Origin of the sequence: Kordiimonas sp. SCSIO 12603 (assembly GCF_024398035.1) — a bacterium.
Taxonomy (GTDB): domain Bacteria; phylum Pseudomonadota; class Alphaproteobacteria; order Sphingomonadales; family Kordiimonadaceae; genus Kordiimonas.
This window is the reverse complement of the sequence record NZ_CP073748.1, coordinates 946829-968932: the sequence shown is the minus strand read 5'-3', so window position 1 is coordinate 968932 and position 22104 is coordinate 946829. Positions and strand designations below refer to the sequence as shown.

Genomic DNA, 22104 nt, shown 5'->3' with positions numbered 1-22104 from the left:
ACCATTTTCTTTGTTATTGGTTAGAAAAGCGCTGATCGCGCCTTAAGGTGCTGAATAGATGCTTCTGGCATGTAGCTGATGCCAATTAAATAGTCTGAAATAGTCTGAAATTTCAATTTAAGGCATTAATATCAATACCTTAAATGATCTCTAAGGATTAGAGCTGTTTTGATCCATTCGTTTATCAAGCGTTGCTGCCCATCTGGAAGCTTCCGCCTCAAGAGACCTGAGGTCTCGATTTTCAATAATTTCCAGAGCAGATTGGGTGTTTGATTGCGCTCCTGCCTCATCGCCAAGATCATGCGCTGTACGCGCCATATTCAACAAGCCCATTGCTTGGCCGTAAGGGCACTGAATAATCTGATGATATTCAATTGCCGTTCGGTAGTGTTCCTGGGCGGCAGGCAAATCGCCTAAGGCGCGTTTAGCATGGCCTTTATATTCCGAGATATACCCCAAATACAGCCAGTCTTTGAGCGCTTCAGCTTCATCAGCAGCCAGCGATAAAAAATCGAGACCTGCTTGAAAATCCCTATTTTGTAGCTTGTGGATGCCCTTCAAATAATAGAGCCGTGCCAGTTCACGTTTGCTATCAGTTGCCTCAGCGTGCTGAAGTCCATCCTCAAGAACAGAAGCGGCTTTTTCGCTCTTATTTTGTGCCACCAGGCTGTGGGCCAGCAGCCGCTTCGCTGCCATATTGTCTGGTTCTGTCTTAACTGCTGCCTCCAGATATTTCTCTGCTGACGCAAAATCCTCTGTTTGCATGTGCTCAAGCGCAGCCGCCATCATTTCATTTGCAAAGTCGGAATAATAAGTACCACCAGTACCCAGATTTTTTTTGCCGATCTTCTGTGTAATTCTGGCAGCCAAACGGTCCAGACCATTCTCTACACGGTCCGCCAGCAAGACACCCTTCTCGGTATTGCTGCGCTCATGAAGCGTGTACAGAAGCTGGTATTCATGCGGCGTACCGCCAAGCTTAGCTTCAACAATCAAAGCAGCCCCAGTTACAGAAAAAATGCGGGAGATGTCGGCATGGGAAAAACGTTCTGCGGAGATGCCTGCTCTTTTTATAACATCTAATACATCAATGGTTTGGTAAACGCCGAAATGGTCAGAGGCCGGCAATCGGCGGATCAGATGATCCATAGCACCGTACCGCACCCAAGTATGGTCCGTGTCGGATAGATTGCTCGCAACCGGCAAAACAATAACCGCGCCAGCTTCCAGCGTGCTCTTGTCCTCTTTCTGAAACGCCGCCCAGATAACAAGAACCAGCAGCAGCCCAAAGCCTAATATGGCAGGAAACCTCCAGCGCAGAGTATCAGTAGGTGTATCATCTGTTTTTTCCTGAGCACGCTGCTTGGTCAGGTCGATTTCCTCCACAGGTAACGTCCAGGCATACCCTTTCCGCGGCACGGTTTTGATAGCATCAGCATCATGGAAGATCTTGCGTAATTCTTTGATAGACTGAAAGACCACTTGCTCATCTACGCTTACATCGTCCCACACTCTGCGAAGGATTTCCTGCTTACTGACCAGCTCACCACGAGCCTCCGTCAGTAACAGTAAAAGCTCAAATGTCTTTGGCCGCACTTTCACAGTCTCGCCTTGGTGCCAAATATGGCCAGCAACAGGGTGGATCTGATAATCGCCGGTTTGGATATAATGTGTCACAAATGGAGCCTATAAGAGCGTGCCGAGATTGGTAGTCATCTGCCCAATATAATGATTACTTTCTCAGATTCACGGCGAAATTATATATTTCTCTCACTATATTTAAATTTTCCATCTCGCTCTCCATGACGGTATTTTATGTAGTAGTTATTCCGTTAAGGCATTCTAGGACTACTACTCCTTTTTATGCGAATCATATCTCTCTTCAGCTTAATCAGTTCCTCAGCAGATAATTAAAACCCCGGCCCCTTATCAGGTGCCGGGGTTTTAATTGGTTACGGGAGTTCGAATTCATCTTAACCTGCATCATTAATACAGATGTACAACTATTTCGAAACAGAACCGCCAGGTATTAACTACACTGATGGCACTTAGACTCTCTATTCTTAAAGAATTTCAATAGAAAACTCGAAAGTCGTAAACACAGCATCACCCACTTCTCCGGTGGTTCCATCAACTCGCGTGAAAGTCGTGGTATTCAAGATCGCGCCAGTTGCTATTGTTGTATCCAGTACTTCGCCAGTTGGTGTACCGGTAAGATCAATTGATGCAATACCTAGCTCAACGAGGCTGGAGAGTTCATCGCCATCACCAATACCGTCACCATTCAGATCCTGGAACACAAGGAACTCATCAAACTGGTCATCACCGCTGTCGAGAACACCATCACCATTAGTATCAAAGGCGCGAAGTCCTTCTAGGTCTGTTTCAGCGCCCGGCAGATCATCCACGAAGGAAATTTCCTCACCTCTATCAATGATCCCATTACCATCCCGATCAAGGGCGAGCAAACCATCATCTGGGCCAACAAAACCCGTAAGCTCCTGAACGCCATCACCATCAACATCAAACGAATGGTTATCGATGAGCTCAAGCCCATCACCATCCAGATCCAGAACGATTGGTAGGAAACCGCTACCATCGAATATTTCGCCACTTGCCTGAAACGTGAAGCCTCCTTCAACCGAACCGCCGTTGCCATCAGTTATGATAAAATCAATACTATAGAAACCTGATTGCACTGGCCCTCCTGTCGCTCTTATCTCGGCAGAATTATCATCAATTCGAACAAAATTAAACGTCGTATTCAAAGCCTGTGGTGTAGTGCCAATAAAGCCTGTGACCGTAAAGTTCAGCCTATCTCCATCAAGGTCGTTAGCATCTACTCTAGCAATGAGAACATTGCTTACCGTTGACCCACTACGAAGTGGATCATTAGCAACGTCGAGATTCACTATAGTTGGTGCATTATTAGGGAGTTCTGTATCAAAGCCCTGATTATGACTATCACCAACACCAGCATTACCAGCTCTGTCAGTAAAACTACCGTTGGCTACAGATACGTTGATGGTACCAGAAGCGTCTGAAGGAGGCGTTACTGTAACACCGCTGCTGCTGATACTACTTGCTGCCCCACCTGAGACTGCAACGTCACTAGTACCAAAACCAAATACATCTTCACTGAAACCAAAATTAAATCTAACAGCATCATCAGCAACACCTGAAGTATTATCAGATATACTTAAAGTCGGCGCTACTGTATCAATAGTGATACCCTGCGTATCGCTAGCGATACTGGTTACGGAAGAACCTGTATTACCGGCAGTATCTGTTTGACCAGGTGTTACAAGTCTTGCTGTAGCAGTGATCGTGTGATTGCCATCCCCAAGACCTGAGAAACTGGCTGAGAACGTACCACTTGAACTCGCAGTAACCGCTTGACTATTACCGCCGAGACTAACAGTAACAATCGATCCAGGCGTTGCCGAACCGTTCACTGTAAAACTGGTTGCGCTTGTCACAAAATCTGAGCCACTAACCCCAGTATCATTACTGATACTATCAATATTGACACTCACAGATGAAGGCGAAGTTACCGGCGCTACTGTATCGATGACCAGAGTTAAAGAAGCCGAACTTGTCGAAAAGCCATTGTTAGTAGCTAAAGCCGTAACCACATGGGTAATCCCGTTCGTAGCACCACCACTCAAACCAGTACTGGTCAGGGTAATGGAGCCACTAGAAACATCACTTGATGTCAAGACCCTACTGGCAAGTATATTGATACCTTCCATCAATTGAATCACTGTGCCAACCTCTTGCCCCGATACATTTATGCTGAAAGTTGGCGTTGTATCGTTGGTAACGTTATCAATGGAACTCGAACCACGATCCGAAGAGGAAACAAGGTTTGGCCTGCCCGGAGCGGGAGGGGGACTAGCAGGTTCATTGACGCCTGAAATAGTAACAGTAACATCCTGCGTTGTTCCATCTGTTGAACTTACAGTAATGGTATCCGTCAGACTGTTACCATTATCCAGATTTTGTACAGCAGATAGGTTATTGCTGACCGCATAACTCCAATTACCAGCAGCATCAAGGCTTAAGCTACCGAATGTTCCTGAGAATGTACCCGGTACAAAGCTTTCTTCAGCCGCTCCATCTACATCAGAAACAGTAAGCTGACCACTCGTCTCAAGAAGGCCATCACCATCAGGATCTTCGTCCTCCGTCACGGCTCCCGTACGGTCTCCACCAATAACAGCAGCATCATTGATACCGTTCACCGTGATGGTTATCGTTGATGTTTCGTCAGCTCCGCCATTGGAAATTACCGTATCTATTAAAACTGTGGCGCTTTCACCGGCAGCAAAGCCATCTGCAGGCGTGAAACTCACAGTACCATCAGCGTCAAAGCTGAGTGTTCCCTGTGATGGATCCTGAAGGGTAGCTGAAGAAAGCGTTGCTGTGCCTGAGAATGTATCATTGTTCAGAACATTCACACTCACGGCCGTGTTTTCATCTGTCGTCACGCTATCCTCAACAGCATCAGCCACTGATGTAACATCTATCGTTGCTTCACCTTCAACAGAGCCACCAAACCCATCATCCACTGTGAAGGTAAGCGTAACATCCTCTCCGTGGAAATCAGCTGCCGGCGTATAAGTAAATGTGCCATCACCATTGTCTGTAATTGTGCCAAAAGCTGGATCAACAGAAACAGTTGTAACTGATAGAACATCACCATCAACATCGCTTGCACCTGCAAGCAGAGCATCTGACGTAATGATAACAGCTGTATCTTCAGCAGTTGCATCTAGAACAACATCTGTCACCAACGGTTCACCATTCACTGCTGTGAGAGTAATCGTAAGTGTCGCTGTTTCATCAGCTCCACCATTGGCAATGACCGTATCAACCACAACAGTTACAGTCTCACCATTTGCTACATCTACTGCAGGCGTGAAACTCACAGTACCATCATCGTCAAAGCTAAGTGTTCCCTGTGATGGGTCCTGAAGGGTAGCTGAAGAAAGCGTTGCTGTGCCTGAGAATGTATCATTGTTCAGAACATTCACACTCACAGCCGTGTTTTCATCTGTCGTCACGCTATCCTCAACAGCATCAACCACTGATGTGACATCTATCGTTGCTTCACCTTCAACAGAGCCACCAAACCCATCATCCACTGTGAAGGTAAGCGTAACATCCTCTCCGTGGAAATCAGCTGCTGGCGTATAAGTAAATGTGCCATCACCATTGTCCGTAACTGTGCCAAAAGCTGGATCAACAGAAACAGTTGTAACTGATAGAACATCACCATCAACATCGCTTGCACCTGCAAGCAGAGCATCTGACGTAATGATAACAGCTGTATCTTCAGCAGTTGCATCTAGAACAACATCTGTCACCAACGGTTCACCATTCACTGCTGTGAGAGTAATCGTAAGTGTCGCTGTTTCATCAGCTCCACCATTGGCAATGACCGTATCAACCACAACAGTTACAGTCTCACCATTTGCTACATCTACTGCAGGCGTGAAACTCACAGTACCATCATCGTCAAAGCTAAGTGTTCCCTGTGATGGGTCCTGAAGGGTAGCTGAAGAAAGCGTTGCTGTGCCTGAGAATGTATCATTGTTCAGAACATTCACACTCACAGCCGTGTTTTCATCTGTCGTCACGCTATCCTCAACAGCATCAACCACTGATGTGACATCTATCGTTGCTTCACCTTCAACAGAGCCACCAAACCCATCATCCACTGTGAAGGTAAGCGTAACATCCTCTCCGTGGAAATCAGCTGCTGGCGTATAAGTAAATGTGCCATCACCATTGTCCGTAACTGTGCCAAAAGCTGGATCAACAGAAACAGTTGTAACTGATAGAACATCACCATCAGGATCGGTTACCGCAGCCGTGAATATATCTGAAGTCAGGACTATGGCCGTATCTTCTTCCGTAGAAGCTAGGTCAAGCGGGACGTCAGTATTAATGATTTCAGGGTCAAGATTAAAATTAAGCACTCTTGATACGATATCAAAGCCGTTACCGTCACCAGTATCTGACTGGAAGCTGATAACAACATCGCCAGCCGCATTAACCTCGGCATTCACAAGGCTCTGCTCACCTGTACTCTCCAGATTAACAACAAAGCTCTCACCAATGGCCTCACCAATATCTGAATAACGCTGCCCATAAATCTCAGCTCCAACCCCTGAAGCTTCCTGCTCCCAGAAGATAACAAACGAACCGTCATCAAGGCTTACAAGACTGCTGGTCTTAAACCAACTCGTCGCTCCAACAGGGGTAACCTGTATTTCCTGACTGGTCGGCACACCGTTCGCATCAAAAATACGCACAACAACGCCAAGATCATTAGCTCCACTATAGGAAGAGACTGTCTCAACATTCCAGGTCGCTACAAAGCCACCATTAGCAAGCCCTTCAAGCTGAACTGCATTCTGATATTCAGCTGTCGTAGAGTTCAAGGTCAGTGTGTTAACCGAAAGCGTACCGTCAGCATTATAGATACGGGCATGCGCCTGATCTCTAACAGAGGTGTTAGCAACATACTGGTTCCATCCAAGAGCAATCCGGCCATCAGATAACTCTGTCAGGCTGACAGTAGATGGGTTTACTGAACCGATACCACCAATACTGTCGCTGCTCAGCAGCGTATCATTCTCATCATAAATATTGATACGAACCGCATTGGTATTACGCTCAAACCAAGCAACGGCATAGCCACCGTCATCCAGCGCTTCAACCTGAACTGGGTTGATATAATCCGGGAATGGTGAATCTTCAGAGCTCGCCGCATCATCCAGAACACGTTCCTCACCAACACGGTTCAGTGTTGTCCCATCATAGCTGAACTCCTGTGCTTTAACCTGGCTGGTACCATCAACGCTTTCACCAAACCAGACAACAAGCACATTACCGTTCTCAAGCACATCAACTGACGCAGCTCGCTGCTCACCCTGGAAGTTCTCATGAACACGGAATTCATTACCTACTGGCTGGCCATTAGCATCATAAAGCTGACCATATACACCGGAACCATCACCATCCTGCCCTTCAGACTGCCATATAATAATATGCCCACCTGGAAGCGTTGGGTGATCAGCTCCAAACACACCTACATCAGGACCACGCTGGTCATCTGCACCTTCAGTGTTCACCTGGTTCTCATCTGCAGGGTCGGTCACCACAGGTGGTGCATCCGGGTTCGTGTCTGGTGTGCTACCATCACCACCCGTTGGTACAAACTCACCAAACGACAGCACCCTTGATACGATATCAAAGCCGTTACCATCACCAGTATCTGACTGGAAGCTGATAACAACATCGCCAGCCGCATTAACCTCGGCATTCACAAGGCTCTGCTCACCTGTACTCTCCAGATTAACAACAAAGCTCTCACCAATGGCCTCACCAATATCTGAATAACGCTGCCCATAAATCTCAGCTCCAACCCCTGAAGCTTCCTGCTCCCAGAAGATAACAAACGAACCGTCATCAAGGCTTACAAGACTGCTGGTCTTAAACCAACTCGTCGCTCCAACAGGGGTAACCTGTATTTCCTGACTGGTCGGCACACCGTTCGCATCAAAAATACGCACAACAACGCCAAGATCATTAGCTCCACTATAGGAAGAGACTGTCTCAACATTCCAGGTCGCTACAAAGCCACCATTAGCAAGCCCTTCAAGCTGAACTGCATTCTGATATTCAGCTGTCGTAGAGTTCAAGGTCAGTGTGTTAACCGAAAGCGTACCGTCAGCATTATAGATACGGGCATGCGCCTGATCTCTAACAGAGGTGTTAGCAACATACTGGTTCCATCCAAGAGCAATCCGGCCATCAGATAACTCTGTCAGGCTGACAGTAGATGGGTTTACTGAACCGATACCACCAATACTGTCGCTGCTCAGCAGCGTATCATTCTCATCATAAATATTGATACGAACCGCATTGGTATTACGCTCAAACCAAGCAACGGCATAGCCACCGTCATCCAGCGCTTCAACCTGAACTGGGTTGATATAATCCGGGAATGGTGAATCTTCAGAGCTCGCCGCATCATCCAGAACACGTTCCTCACCAACACGGTTCAGTGTTGTCCCATCATAGCTGAACTCCTGTGCTTTAACCTGGCTGGTACCATCAACGCTTTCACCAAACCAGACAACAAGCACATTACCGTTCTCAAGCACATCAACTGACGCAGCTCGCTGCTCACCCTGGAAGTTCTCATGAACACGGAATTCATTACCTACTGGCTGGCCATTAGCATCATAAAGCTGACCATATACACCGGAACCATCACCATCCTGCCCTTCAGACTGCCATATAATAATATGCCCACCTGGAAGCGTTGGGTGATCAGCTCCAAACACACCTACATCAGGACCACGCTGGTCATCTGCACCTTCAGTGTTCACCTGGTTCTCATCTGCAGGGTCGGTCACCACAGGTGGTGCATCCGGGTTCGTGTCTGGTGTGCTACCATCACCACCCGTTGGTACAAACTCACCAAACGACAGCACCCTTGATACGATATCAAAGCCGTTACCATCACCAGTATCTGACTGGAAGCTGATAACAACATCGCCAGCCGCATTAACCTCGGCATTCACAAGGCTCTGCTCACCTGTACTCTCCAGATTAACAACAAAGCTCTCACCAATGGCCTCACCAACATCTGAATAACGCTGCCCATAAATCTCAGCTCCAACCCCTGAAGCTTCCTGCTCCCAGAAGATAACAAACGAACCGTCATCAAGGCTTACAAGACTGCTGGTCTTAAACCAACTCGTCGCTCCAACAGGGGTAACCTGTATTTCCTGACTGGTCGGCACACCGTTCGCATCAAAAATACGCACAACAACGCCAAGATCATTAGCTCCACTATAGGAAGAGACTGTCTCAACATTCCAGGTCGCTACAAAGCCACCATTAGCAAGCCCTTCAAGCTGAACTGCATTCTGATATTCAGCTGTCGTAGAGTTCAAGGTCAGTGTGTTAACCGAAAGCGTACCGTCAGCATTATAGATACGGGCATGCGCCTGATCTCTAACAGAGGTGTTAGCAACATACTGGTTCCATCCAAGAGCAATCCGGCCATCAGATAACTCTGTCAGGCTGACAGTAGATGGGTTTACTGAACCGATACCACCAATACTGTCGCTGCTCAGCAGCGTATCATTCTCATCATAAATATTGATACGAACCGCATTGGTATTACGCTCAAACCAAGCAACGGCATAGCCACCGTCATCCAGCGCTTCAACCTGAACTGGGTTGATATAATCCGGGAATGGTGAATCTTCAGAGCTCGCCGCATCATCCAGAACACGTTCCTCACCAACACGGTTCAGTGTTGTCCCATCATAGCTGAACTCCTGTGCTTTAACCTGGCTGGTACCATCAACGCTTTCACCAAACCAGACAACAAGCACATTACCGTTCTCAAGCACATCAACTGACGCAGCTCGCTGCTCACCCTGGAAGTTCTCATGAACACGGAATTCATTACCTACTGGCTGGCCATTAGCATCATAAAGCTGACCATATACACCGGAACCATCACCATCCTGCCCTTCAGACTGCCATATAATAATATGCCCACCTGGAAGCGTTGGATGATCAGCTCCAAACACACCTACATCAGGACCACGCTGGTCATCTGCACCTTCAGTGTTCACCTGGTTCTCATCTGCAGGGTCGGTCACCACAGGTGGTGCGTCCGGGTTCGTGTCTGGTGTGCTACCATCACCACCCGTTGGTACAAACTCACCAAACGACAGCACTCTTGATACGATATCAAAGCCGTTACCATCACCAGTATCTGATTGGAAGCTGACAACAACATCACCAGCCGCATTAAGTTCTGCATCAAGCAGTTCCTGATTGCCTGTGCTATCTTCATGCACAACAAAGCTATCAGCTATACGGGCACCATCCGCATCAAAACGCTGCCCATAAATGTTAACACCCGAGCCTGCATCGCTCTGTTCCCAGAATACAACAAACGTACCATCATCAAGAACTGTTACATTACTGGTGCCGTACCACTGATCAGAACCAACGGGAACAACTTCAATATCAGCTGTAACACCCTGACCGTTCGCATCAAAAATACGTACAAACACACCACGGTCCTGACCTGTGAAAGAGGTCGTGGTCTCAACATGCCAGGTTGCTACAAAGCCACCATTATCTAGTGCAGCGGTAGAAACATTATTCTGATAATCCGGTACATTGGAATTAAGCACAAATGTATCAACAGACAGCGTACCATCTGCGTTATAAATACGGCCATATGCTTCTTCACGCACACTGGCATTGGCAATATAGTTAGACCAGGTAAACAGCACCCGACCATCAGAAAGCTCCAGCACTGACGGCACATAAGATTGCGAAGAATGTCCACCAAAGCTTGATGTATGAACTAAACTGTCATCAGCTCCAAAGAAGCTGACTGACACTGAATTAATCGAAGCATCATACCAGCTGATAACATAGCCACCATCGCTTAACGCTTCTACCTGTGGCGGGTTGGAAATACCTTCATCAACCACTGTTGCATGATCATAAACCGCATTGGCATCAATGGTCAGCTCATCACCAACCTGTACAATAGTATCACCATCATAAGAGAAGCGCTGTGCTCTAACACCTACTGTTCCGCTCACATCTTCACCATAATAGGTGACAATAAAATCACCATTGGCCAGAACAGCCACTTCTGCATGTTCCTGAGCACCACCTGCAACTGCAAGGGAAAGCTCTCCACCTACTGGCTGGCCGTTTGCATCATAAAGCTGTCCGTAGATACCTGTGGAGCCGTCAATATCCTGCCCTTCAGATTGCCATATAATAATATGACCGCCTGCAAGTGTTGGATGATCTGACCCAAAGGTTGCAACAGAGGTCTCTGTCTGATCTCCTGCAACTGTGGTGTTGATATCTGTATCACTGCCCGGGTCTGTTACAACTGGTGCAGGGTTCGGGTTCTCGATAGGCTGTGGTTCAGGCACTGGTGCAAGTGCATCAATATCAAGCACTCTTGACTGGATATCAAAGCCGTTACCATCACCAGTATCTGACTGGAAGCTGATAACAACATCACCAGCCGCATTAAGTTCTGCGCTAATCTGCTCCTGGGTGCCAGGAAGAGCCTGATTGATAATAAGTTCATCACCAACCTTCTCACCTTCAACAGTAAAACGCTGTCCATGAACGTTCGCACCAGAACCGGTATCTTCCTGCTCCCAGAGCACAACGAAAGTACCGTCCTCCAGATTAATCACAGCATTACGACTAAGAACCCCTAAACCACCAGCAGGCGCAACTGGAATATCCGGTGTTGTCGGGTTTCCATTTGCATCAAACACACGAACAAACACTCCCTGATCTGCAGCATCACTCGTAATGGAAGGGATTGTTTCCGTTGTCCAAATAGCTACAAAACCACCATCTGCAAGTGCATCAAGCTGCACTGCACTTTGATAGTTCGGGGTCGTATCATTCAAGGTTAAACGAACACCAGACCTCGTACCATCTGCACTATAAATCTGTACATATGCTTCATTGCGGATAGATGCATTGGCGGTATACTGGTTATAGCCTACAGCAATGCGACCATCAGATAGCTCGGTGATAGAGACAGTGGTAAAATCAACCGACCCAATGTTGCTGATAGTATCTGCATTCAGAAGATTACCCACGCCATCATATACATTCACATGCACACTGTTATCTGTCAGATCAAACCAGGTAACCGCATAACCACCTCCATCAAGAGCTTCAATAGACGGGGCATTAAAATAATCTGTATAATTCTGATTTGTTGTTTCAAGCTCTACATTATCATCAATGATCCGCTCTTCACCAACACGTACCAACGTGGTTCCGTCAAGACTGAATTCCTGAGCAACAAGCTGCTTGTTACTCCCGACACCCTCTGTAGACCAAACAATGATGATATTACCATTTGCGAGAACATCAACGCTTGGAAGAGTTTGATCACCGGCTGTGCTGTCATCTATCTGGAACTCAAAGCCTAAAGGCTGACCGTCGGCACCATACAGCTGACCATAAACACCCTGACCATCACCATCTTGGCCACTCGATTGCCAAACAATCACATGACCACCTGCAAGTGTCGGATGATCAGCTCCAAAGGTCGCAACATCTGGCTCACGCTGATCACCAGCAACTTCAGTGTTCACCTGGTTCTCATCAGCAGGGTCTGTCACCACAGGTGGTGCATCCGGGTTCGTTACAGCTGTGCTACCATCACCACCCGTTGGTACAAACTCATCAAACGACAGCACCCTTGATATGATATCAAAGCCGTTACCGTCACCAGTATCTGACTGGAAGCTGACAACAACATCACCAGCCGCATTAAGTGCAGCCTCAACATTAAACTGCTGGCCACCAGTTACCTCATTGAGAATAATTTCATCACCAATCGGTGTACCTTCAACCGTTAGTCTCTGCCCAAGAATATTGCCATTACCTTCATAGGCAACAAACAGCGTACCATCTGAAAGAAGAGTTATAGTAGGTTCTGTATCTCTTCCACCATCACCACTCACTGCTGTCGTAGAAATATTAAATTGATCTGTGGTAGCATTGCCATCTGCATCATAGGCACGGCCCACTACAAAACCATTACGGAAATGCCAAACTGTAACAAAACCACCGTTCTCAAGTGCAACGCTTTGAGGGAAAGTTTGTGATCCGGTGCCCTGATCAATCGTAAACTGTGCTCCCGCTGGCGTACCATCAGAATTGAAAATCCGCCCATGGACCCCTTCACCAGCCGTGCCTGTATTTCCGCTATAGGTATACAGTAAACGGCCATCTAATAGCTCAACGACATCAGGCCGGGCAAAGAAGGAAGCCGTAGTAGGCTGAAAGGTATTTCCTTCAAGAGTTCCGTCTGCAGTATAGATACGGCTAAATACTTCAAACTGCCCATTTTGAGTGGATTGATACGTCACAACAAAGCCGCCTGACGACAACGATGTAATTTCAAAACCATCACTTACGACAGAATCAATTGATACTTCCGAGCCAACACGAACCAGTTCATCATTATCCACCCTCAGACGTTGGAAAAAATAGTTAGAACCATTGCTATATGCGACAATGATATCACCATTCGCCAGTACTTCGGCCACTGCATGCTGCTGATCTCCAGCTACATTTTCATTCACACGGAATTCAAAACCAACCGGCTGACCATTTGCTCCATAAAGCTGGCCATAGATGCCTGAAGAACCATCTCCATCCTGCCCCGCTGAGTGCCACACAATGATATGACCGCCTGCAAGTGTTGGATGATCAGACGAAAAAGTAGCTATACTTGGATTTTCCTGATTACCTGTTTCATAAGTATTATTCTGATGTTCATCAGCAGGGTCTGTCACCACAGGTGGTGCATCCGGGTTCGTTACAGCTGTGCTACCATCACCACCCGTTGGTACAAACTCATCAAACGACAGCACCCTTGATATGATATCAAAGCCGTTACCGTCACCAGTATCTGACTGGAAGCTGACAACAACATCACCAGCCGCATTAAGTGCAGCCTCAACATTAAACTGCTGGCCACCAGTTACCTCATTGAGAATAATTTCATCACCAATCGGTGTACCTTCAACCGTTAGTCTCTGCCCAAGAATATTGCCATTACCTTCATAGGCAACAAACAGCGTACCATCTGAAAGAAGAGTTATAGTAGGTTCTGTATCTCTTCCACCATCACCACTCACTGCTGTCGTAGAAATATTAAATTGATCTGTGGTAGCATTGCCATCTGCATCATAGGCACGGCCCACTACAAAACCATTACGGAAATGCCAAACTGTAACAAAACCACCGTTCTCAAGTGCAACGCTTTGAGGGAAAGTTTGTGATCCGGTGCCCTGATCAATCGTAAACTGTGCTCCCGCTGGCGTACCATCAGAATTGAAAATCCGCCCATGGACCCCTTCACCAGCCGTGCCTGTATTTCCGCTATAGGTATACAGTAAACGGCCATCTAATAGCTCAACGACATCAGGCCGGGCAAAGAAGGAAGCCGTAGTAGGCTGAAAGGTATTTCCTTCAAGAGTTCCATCTGCAGTATAAATACGACTAAATACTTCAAACTGCCCATTTTGAGTGGATTGATACGTCACAACAAAGCCGCCTGACGACAATGCTGTAATTTCAAAACCATCACTTACGACAGAATCAATTGATACTTCCGAGCCAACACGAACCAGTTCATCATTATCCACCCTCAGACGTTGGAAAAAATAAGTAGAACCATTACTATATGCGACAATGATATCACCGTTCGCCAGCACTTCGGCCACTGCATGCTGCTGATCCCCAGCTACGTTTTCATTCACACGGAATTCAAAACCAACCGGCTGACCATTTGCTCCATAAAGCTGACCATAGATGCCTGAAGAACCATCTCCATCCTGCCCCGCTGAGTGCCACACAATGATATGACCGCCTGCAAGTGTTGGATGGCCTACCTCAAAGGTTGCAACATAGGCATCTGCCTGATTTCCTGCAACTGTAGTATTAACTTGATTTTCTTCAGATGTAACAAACTGATCTGACATAGATTATCCCCAACAATGCCTAAAATATATTGAGGAAATATATGAACTTAAAATTGTTAACACAATCATAAGGTTTAATTTAATTTAAATGAACACAACCATAAGGAAATGAAATCTGCAAAGTGCTGAATTGCTAGATTATTTTTTTATACCGCTTGGAAATCATGGACTATATCCACGCTCTCCGAAGCATTAAAGGCTGCCCCAGCTAATTGAGAAGCGTTAGAAGTGACAAGGTCACTCCTGAACAAGGTAACTCTCCCCCCTACATAAGATGGATTTCATATAGATTTAGAGGACTAGTACCCTGTCTTTATCATCAGATAGCAAGCTCCCTAGTACCACAGGGCATTAGCAAGTAAAAATAGGGCATAATCACATATATACATGAGACCTTTTTGAGAAGCATTATAAGGTAAATGTAGGCTGGAAATGGACTAAGGAATATTCCTCAGTCCTAATTTTTATTTATCACCACACTTAGTGGTGTGCAGTATCGCGTGACATATGGATTTGTGCACCAACACCTGCTTCAAATCCGTAATAATTACCATATTTCTCTCGAAGAATTTCAGCGGCTTTTTTATTTATAAACTCATTACCCGCATATCCCTGAGCCTGATGATTATTATAGATTTTCTCAAAGAAGCGTTGTTTGCCAGCTTCCTTACGAGCAGTTAAAATAGCCTGTTCCAGATCTACAATGTAATTCTGTACGAAAGTCACATCCTTATGACTACCTACATCACCATGACCACCGGATAAATAATCCCAATCCATCCCGTTAAGCGTTTCCAGATTAAGAATATACTTTTTATAGCTTTCTGCACCTGCAAATCCCATGAATGGCATCTGATCAGGGTTAACGAGATCAGGGAAGTGAACAACCTTTTCACCTACCAGTTCCCAGACACCACTATCCTTATCATGGGAGGGATTCTCAAGCCCATGAACGCGAACTGTCAGATTTTCAAACTTGGTGCTACCACCTTTAAATTTTATAGTCTCTGTAGGAAGCGGAAGCTTTGTCTTTACCTGCTTTAACATTTTCTCAGTAGCATCACTGGCAATAATTCTGAGATCATGCCCGCGTCCCTCAGCAGCTTTCACATAAACACCAACATCGCCAATATGGTCACCGTGATAATGGGAGTAGATAATCGCGGTTACAGGCTTATCAGTTACTGTACCAATAGCCTTTAGAATTTTCTCACCAGAACCAAAAGCCAGTGGGTCCATTATCAACACACCCTCATCACCAACATAAAAGATCGTGCTGTAAAAACCTGCCTGCGCCCAATATGCACGGTCAGTCAATCTTTGGACAATTGCTTCCCCTGCAAAATTTAATTTAGTGAGGTTGGCCGTTTTCTGCCCCGGCTTAAGTTTGCGCTCTGATGATGCAACAACATATTCTGCCCCTGTTGGGGAGGCATAACCGCCTTTCGGCATATAATTAAAATCTCGGTCATCCGCATGAAGCGTTGCCGCAGAGCCTGCGATCAAACAGGCTGATAAGAGGAGTTGTTTCATAATGGGTTCCTTAATGATTAACATACAAGAACTCATAGCTTCTGATAAAATCCCATAAACTACCTGTTGGATGAACAACGGGCTCTACTTGACCAATGGGTGCCATTACACGGTTTCGTGATTTTCCAGAGTGCTAAAAGCACGCCGCTTTTTATTGGTGTCTATTAGTGCAGATTGGGGATGGAGACCGTGTTTGGCTATGTATTTTAAGCTAGCTGTAGGTGACCATTACCTTTGTAAAAAAAGGAGAGGCGATGCGCCTCCCCTAGGAGGATGCATGCGTAAAGGTAAGGGTACACATGCGAGGAAAATAGAGGGAACTTTAACCCTCTTTGTTGTCTATGCATCAAAGGGAACAGATGCATAGCATTCCATAATGTTATCTTGATGAGAGGAGCATATTGGAAACCGTTTGTGTAAAAGTAACCAGAGTGAGCTTGGGCGAACATCACTCTGATTACTTCGTGTTCAAAGGTATACGTGCATTAGAATACGCCACTAATCGTGAAGAATAGTTCCGTTCCGTCACGCCGCCTCCTGCTTTCAATAAATGCTATATCGCTAAGAGAACGGAAACCACTGAACACTGTTCTATCTCTACCGCGTGCTTGGTTAAAAGCATCTCTAACTTCAAATCGCCCTTTAAGCCCAATTGGGAAAATAGTTTCCCAGAAAAAATTCACCCGATTACGTCCATCATTACTTTCGATTTCATCAACACCAAATCTGTCTTGAGGGTCTTCCTTCATATACTCAATGCCGAAATTTGAGTTTAATGTCGGAAATTCCTTCCTGAATGTAAGTTCAAAGTTTTCAGGTCGTTCATTAGAAAGTCGGCGGTTTTGTCCTGTTACGAGATCTGTAACGCTGGAATCTTGAACACGATAGTTTACATCAATCCTAGCGTTTGGAATTCCGAGGAAATCAAAATCAGTGCTGAAATTAATTTCAGCACCCCAGCGTTCCCCATTACCAATATTACCAGGGCTTTCTGTAGTGGGCCCAAGTGGGAGCAAATCAATCACATCTTCAATGTAATTATAGAAAAGCGTTAGTTCGACTACGCCAATATCGCCAAATCTACGCTCATAGGTCGCCTCAGCTACCCACGTACTATCAGGTTGCAGTTCAGGATTACCTAAATCTAAATCTTCATCTTGAAAGTTTGCTCTTGATACAAAATCATTGAAATTAAGCTGACCAACTTCGCGCTCAAATCTTAATCGCCATTGGCTTTTCTCACTTGAAACATACGTTAAGGCTGCTGAAGGTTTTGCAAACGTAAATGTTCTAGCGTTTTGCACATCACCCGATTGGCTAATTTCTGAGAACTCTACGTTAAAACCTAGATCAAGTGTTAGTTTTGAATTTAGACGCCACGAATCCGAAGTAAAGATTTCCCCGCGTTTCTCACTAACGCGTGTATTGGCGCCAGGAACATTAATCTCTTCCTCACCTTCACCATTATCCCTGAAAAGTGCAAATTCGCTCTCAACAAAGTTACGCGCGCCTTCAATACCAAATTGGACCGTATGGTTTTTAAAACTTGTCCAATCAAACTCTATCCGACCGATAGTTTCTCCCTCATTACTTCCCCTAACAGAACGAGAAAAACTACCTGTATCATCTGCCCTTAGAATATTCAGCGAAGAGAATGTATCACTGTATTCCCGGTTTAATAGGCCGATTAGCTTTACTCGGAATGCTTCATTGAATTTATGTTCATAGTCACTACTAATTTCAAATTGGTCTTCTTCATCACGAAATGTACGGACAAATAAATTTGGTTCTGATTGTCCTACAGGTGTTCGGATTGAATTCTCTAAAACGTCAAACGGGCCTGTTCGACCCTGAAAGTTTAAGCGGAAAACGTCACCACTATTAAAGTTGGTTTCAGTTTTGAGGTTTAATAACCATTCACCTAAACCACCATCTTCTTCCTCTTCCCTAAGTTCATCTGGTCCTTGGAAGTTGGTTAGTGTTTCGACACCTCTCCGAGCGATATCAAAGCCAAACCTTTCAATCCCAACTGTATATAACGTATTTGCTATTTTATCATTGTAGGAAACGTTAAAACGCGACTCTATTTTTCCTTCACGCTCAACAAGGGTCACTTCAAAAGTACCACTGCCGCTGCTTTGTTTTTTCAGGATAACGTTAACAACAACACTTTGTCCTGCCCCTAAATCCAAACCACCTGTCGCACCTCGAATTAGCTCAATGTGTAGAACATTATCCTGAGAAATTCTGCTCAGAATATTGTCAATACTATCGGATTTAGTGCTGGGTCTTTTGCCGTTAATCAGAATATTACCCGCTGATCCACCAAAACCACGAACATTATCGCCTCTATCAATTGTAAAACCAGGAACGCGGTTCACAAGATCAAGTGCAGTAATGGGATTATATTGTTGGAAAAACTCTGGCTCATACTTAACAGTCGCATTTTGATTTATTTGAACGTTTACGTTACTGTCTTGAGCTAAAGCACTTCCACTTATTATCAGACAGATAACAGAGGCGAGAGATTTATATCTCAGCTCACGACTACGACTTCCATTCAACATATTAGCTATCCTCACGTTAAAATCACGTATCTGTTACAAAGTAACTTTTTGATAACCTTCATTGACAGTAGCCATCGAAACAACAAGTGGTTATTGGACAAACAGAGGCATAACCTTGATGAACCCCTTTTTAGGCATGGATGAATAAAATTTATATCGCATCCAGCGTTGCGAACCTCTCGACTATGAAATGAAACATAGTTTTGACGATTAGCGAGCGATATCAGCTTATACAGCTATCTAATATAGCCTCGTCCCCCTTATGGGCTCCTCGTCACTCCGCTTTGCTGCGTATGAACCAGCAATCCGGACCCTTACGGTCCGTCTAGCGAGGCATCACATCTTATACCCAGTCAACAAAGTTAAAGGGCCGGCCACCGAATGGTGAACGACCCTTTAATTAGTTGCCGAAGCTGAATTTGTTCGTTATCGAATGTTTTAGAAATGCCTGTTTTCTATGATTTTCGAACATTGACCCTTTCGCAAATCGGAATACCTAGCTAAATCATTTGACCTATTGCGGTCATGACCCGGCATTTTGACTTGACTATTAGCAACCAGAACACTTGTTTGTTAGTCAATTCATAAAAGCTGAACTATATATCCATCATGCTAAACACGTACATATATACACTAACAACCTCAACCATCACAGTTTTGCTTTTAATCGCAGGTCTTGCGTTGTATGAACGGACACACAATCGCACAAAATACATACTTATTCTTCTATGTATTAGTATCTCCGGTTTTCTTATTGATGTTATGCCACCAGAACTGCCTCCTTCTCGATTTTGGGAAGTCGTGGGCAAATTTCTCTCGGTACCTAATTACGGTCTCATCTGGTGGTTCTGCCTGTCCCTGATAGATGACAAGTTTCGTCTTGGGCCACTCGCATGGACAGGACTATTGGTTCCAGCTGCTCTTTTACTTTTCATATTTTTGGGTGATGTTGGCTTGTTGAGCGGAGGCCCTCAAATCATCAAACACACACTTTCTCTTATACAGATATTAATGTCACTTCACATAATGTGGGTGTCTATGTCCGGCTTTGGGGATGATCTAATCAATGCACGGAGAAATCTAAGGCTTTGGATAGCAATTTTACCTGCAATAACTGTGATGATATTGGTAATCTCAGATTATCTATTGGCATCGGAGCAGCATGTATTAATACGGTTAATATTCATACTTCCATTGTCTATTTTAATTCTACTTTGGCTTACTCGTTTTCAAACATCCCAATTCTATTTTGCTTCAGCTAAAATCGAGGGCTCTTCAACCAGCGCAGACATAGAGATACCAGCACAAGACAGAATTGCTTATAATCGTCTAATGGTTCTAGTGGAAAACGAGAAAATTTATTTAGAAGATGGCCTCACAATTCCGATGCTAGCGGAGCGAGTGGGTATACCGCCACATCAATTACGGAACCTGATAAATCAAAAGATGGGGTATCGCAACTTCTCGCAGTTCCTAGCTAAGTACCGTATTGCTAACATAAGAACGGCACTTGCTGACCCTGAGCAAGCCCACCTGCCTATACTTACAATCGCATTGAATGGTGGCTTTTCGTCCCTCACAACATTCAATCGTACTTTTCGCACAGAGGTTGGTAAGTCAGCGGGGGCTTATCGCAAAGAAGCTCTAAAAGCACTGAACCATTACTGAAATTAATTAGACCAATTTCAAATTCGGTTTCGATTTTTCGAATCTGGGCAGACACTGATCAACCTGTTTGTTTACTGGTGCATTTATCAAATACATCAGCGAAAGAAACCGATCATGACAGTTAAAAACATATTTATGTCCATCTCCTGCTTTGCCTCCATTTTGTTTTTCACTAATGAAGATACTAGGGTACAAAAAGCAAAGACAGTTGTATCACTCGAAACTATAACGTCAGAATTGGATGACGTTATCAACACAGCCATGGAAGATCTTAAATTTGTTCCAGGGTTTGCAATTGCTGTTTATACGCCTGATGGCACCTACAAGCGCGGTTTTGGCGTAACTGATGTCGAAACGAATGCAGCCGTCTCCGCAGATACAGCTTTTTATATCGGGTCAACAACAAAGGCCTTCACCGCCCTCACGATGAATATCCTGCATCATCGCGGGGACCTTAACCTGGATACAACAATAGAGGAATATGCCCCTGAAATCAGATTTGCAGAAACGCTAGCATCCGATCGTATCACATTACGCAATTTGCTAACGCATACGCATGGCCTTCTGAATGAACCACTCACGTTTCGGAGTGCCTTTTCAGGTCAACATACGCCTGACATTAATTGGAAGCTTTTAGAAACCAAGACCATCCGAAACGCGGAGAAACCAATAGGTAAGTTTCAGTATTCAAACATTGGCTATAATATTTTAACGACTCTAACAAACAGAAAACTCAAAACGCCTTGGCAGGATTTGCTTCAGCAAAATATTTTTGCACCAGCAGGGATGACCCGCACAACAGCACGTATGTCTAATGCTATTGCACATGGTTGGTCCATCGCTGCTCCACATGAAGCTGGGGCATGGCCAAAGGACGGAGGTTTTGTTCAATCAGTCAAACACCTTACCATTGAAAAAACTGATAAAAATATGCAATCCGCTGGTGGTGTGATTATGAGCGCTAATGATGCTGCCCGCTGGCTAGAAATACTTGTCGAGGATGGTAAATTAGAGGGTAAGCAAATCTTACCTGCTAATATCATTGAGGAAACACGTAAACGCCATGTAAAGAGAGGAGATAGGTATGCTGGTTATACACGTGATCATTATGGCCTTGGATGGAATATTGGCCAATATCGTGAGAACAGCATTGTAAGTCACGGCGGTGACTTTCCTGGATACTCAGCCCAAATTTCGTACATGCCGGAGCTGAAAATCGGGATCACATCATTCGCCAATGAAAGTACAATTGGTCGAGAGCTACCTATTATTATCAATAACTACATATATGATCGTCTTATGGGTCGCGAGAATGCTCGAAAAGATGCGGAGCAGAAAATCCGCAAAGTTGTAAAGCAAGGTAAGCTTTGGCTTGAAAGCACCAAAAACTTGAAAGTCAACCGCTCCAAACGCCAATGGACTTTATCGAAGCCCTTTGAAGACTATGTTGGAACATACGAGAATGAAACTTGGGGTATGTTCGAAATATTTCTGAAAGATGGGAAGCTCGCTTACCGCATTGGCAATGTATGGAACATTGCAGAACCATTTCCAGAGCTCAATACAATGCGTATCGAGCCCAAACCCGGAGATGGAACCGTTGCAGTATTTACCTTAGATGCAAATAAAAACATAAGTGGTATCAAAATCATGACAGCTGATGGATGGAGTTGGTTTGAAAAAAACCAACCTCTGCTATCATAGCCTGGATCAATGTTCTTATTTAGCTGATCAAAGAT

At 45.1% G+C, this 22104-nt stretch carries 6 protein-coding genes; 2 read left to right on the top strand and 4 right to left on the bottom strand.

What is annotated here, in order from left to right:
• Nucleotides 1-150 precede the first annotated feature (150 nt).
• The 4 genes from KFE96_RS04310 to KFE96_RS04295 form a co-directional block, all read right to left on the bottom strand.
• A complete protein-coding gene (locus tag KFE96_RS04310) occupies nt 151-1677 on the bottom strand; it encodes a winged helix-turn-helix domain-containing protein (RefSeq protein ID WP_255834771.1) in 1527 nt (508 codons plus the stop codon).
• Between the two features lie 386 nt (nt 1678-2063).
• On the bottom strand, nt 2064-14597 hold the full coding sequence (locus tag KFE96_RS04305) for a cadherin-like domain-containing protein (RefSeq protein ID WP_255834770.1): 12534 nt from the start codon (nt 14595-14597) through the stop codon (nt 2064-2066).
• Nucleotides 14598-15077: 480 nt separating this feature from the next.
• Nucleotides 15078-16130, bottom strand: coding sequence for an MBL fold metallo-hydrolase (locus KFE96_RS04300; protein WP_255834769.1), 1053 nt, complete (start codon nt 16128-16130; stop codon nt 15078-15080).
• Between the two features lie 485 nt (nt 16131-16615).
• Nucleotides 16616-18697, bottom strand: a complete 2082-nt coding sequence (locus KFE96_RS04295) for a TonB-dependent siderophore receptor (RefSeq protein WP_255834768.1) — start codon at nt 18695-18697, stop codon at nt 16616-16618.
• Nucleotides 18698-19378: 681 nt separating this feature from the next.
• Here KFE96_RS04295 and KFE96_RS04290 point away from each other — a divergent pair.
• Entirely contained in the window at nt 19379-20365 is a 987-nt protein-coding gene (locus KFE96_RS04290; RefSeq protein WP_255834767.1) for a helix-turn-helix domain-containing protein, read from the top strand.
• A gap of 114 nt (nt 20366-20479) precedes the next feature.
• Nucleotides 20480-22069: a serine hydrolase gene (locus tag KFE96_RS04285; RefSeq protein ID WP_255834766.1), complete on the top strand. Its 1590-nt coding sequence runs from the start codon at nt 20480-20482 to the stop codon at nt 22067-22069.
• Nucleotides 22070-22104 lie beyond the last annotated feature (35 nt).

Coding starts and splice junctions, on each gene's coding strand:
- KFE96_RS04305 (WP_255834770.1), bottom strand. CDS start 14,597: ATGTCAGATCAGTTTGTTACATCTGAAGAAAATCAAGTTAATACTACA.
- KFE96_RS04300 (WP_255834769.1), bottom strand. CDS start 16,130: ATGAAACAACTCCTCTTATCAGCCTGTTTGATCGCAGGCTCTGCGGCA.
- KFE96_RS04295 (WP_255834768.1), bottom strand. CDS start 18,697: ATGTTGAATGGAAGTCGTAGTCGTGAGCTGAGATATAAATCTCTCGCC.
- KFE96_RS04285 (WP_255834766.1), top strand. CDS start 20,480: ATGACAGTTAAAAACATATTTATGTCCATCTCCTGCTTTGCCTCCATT.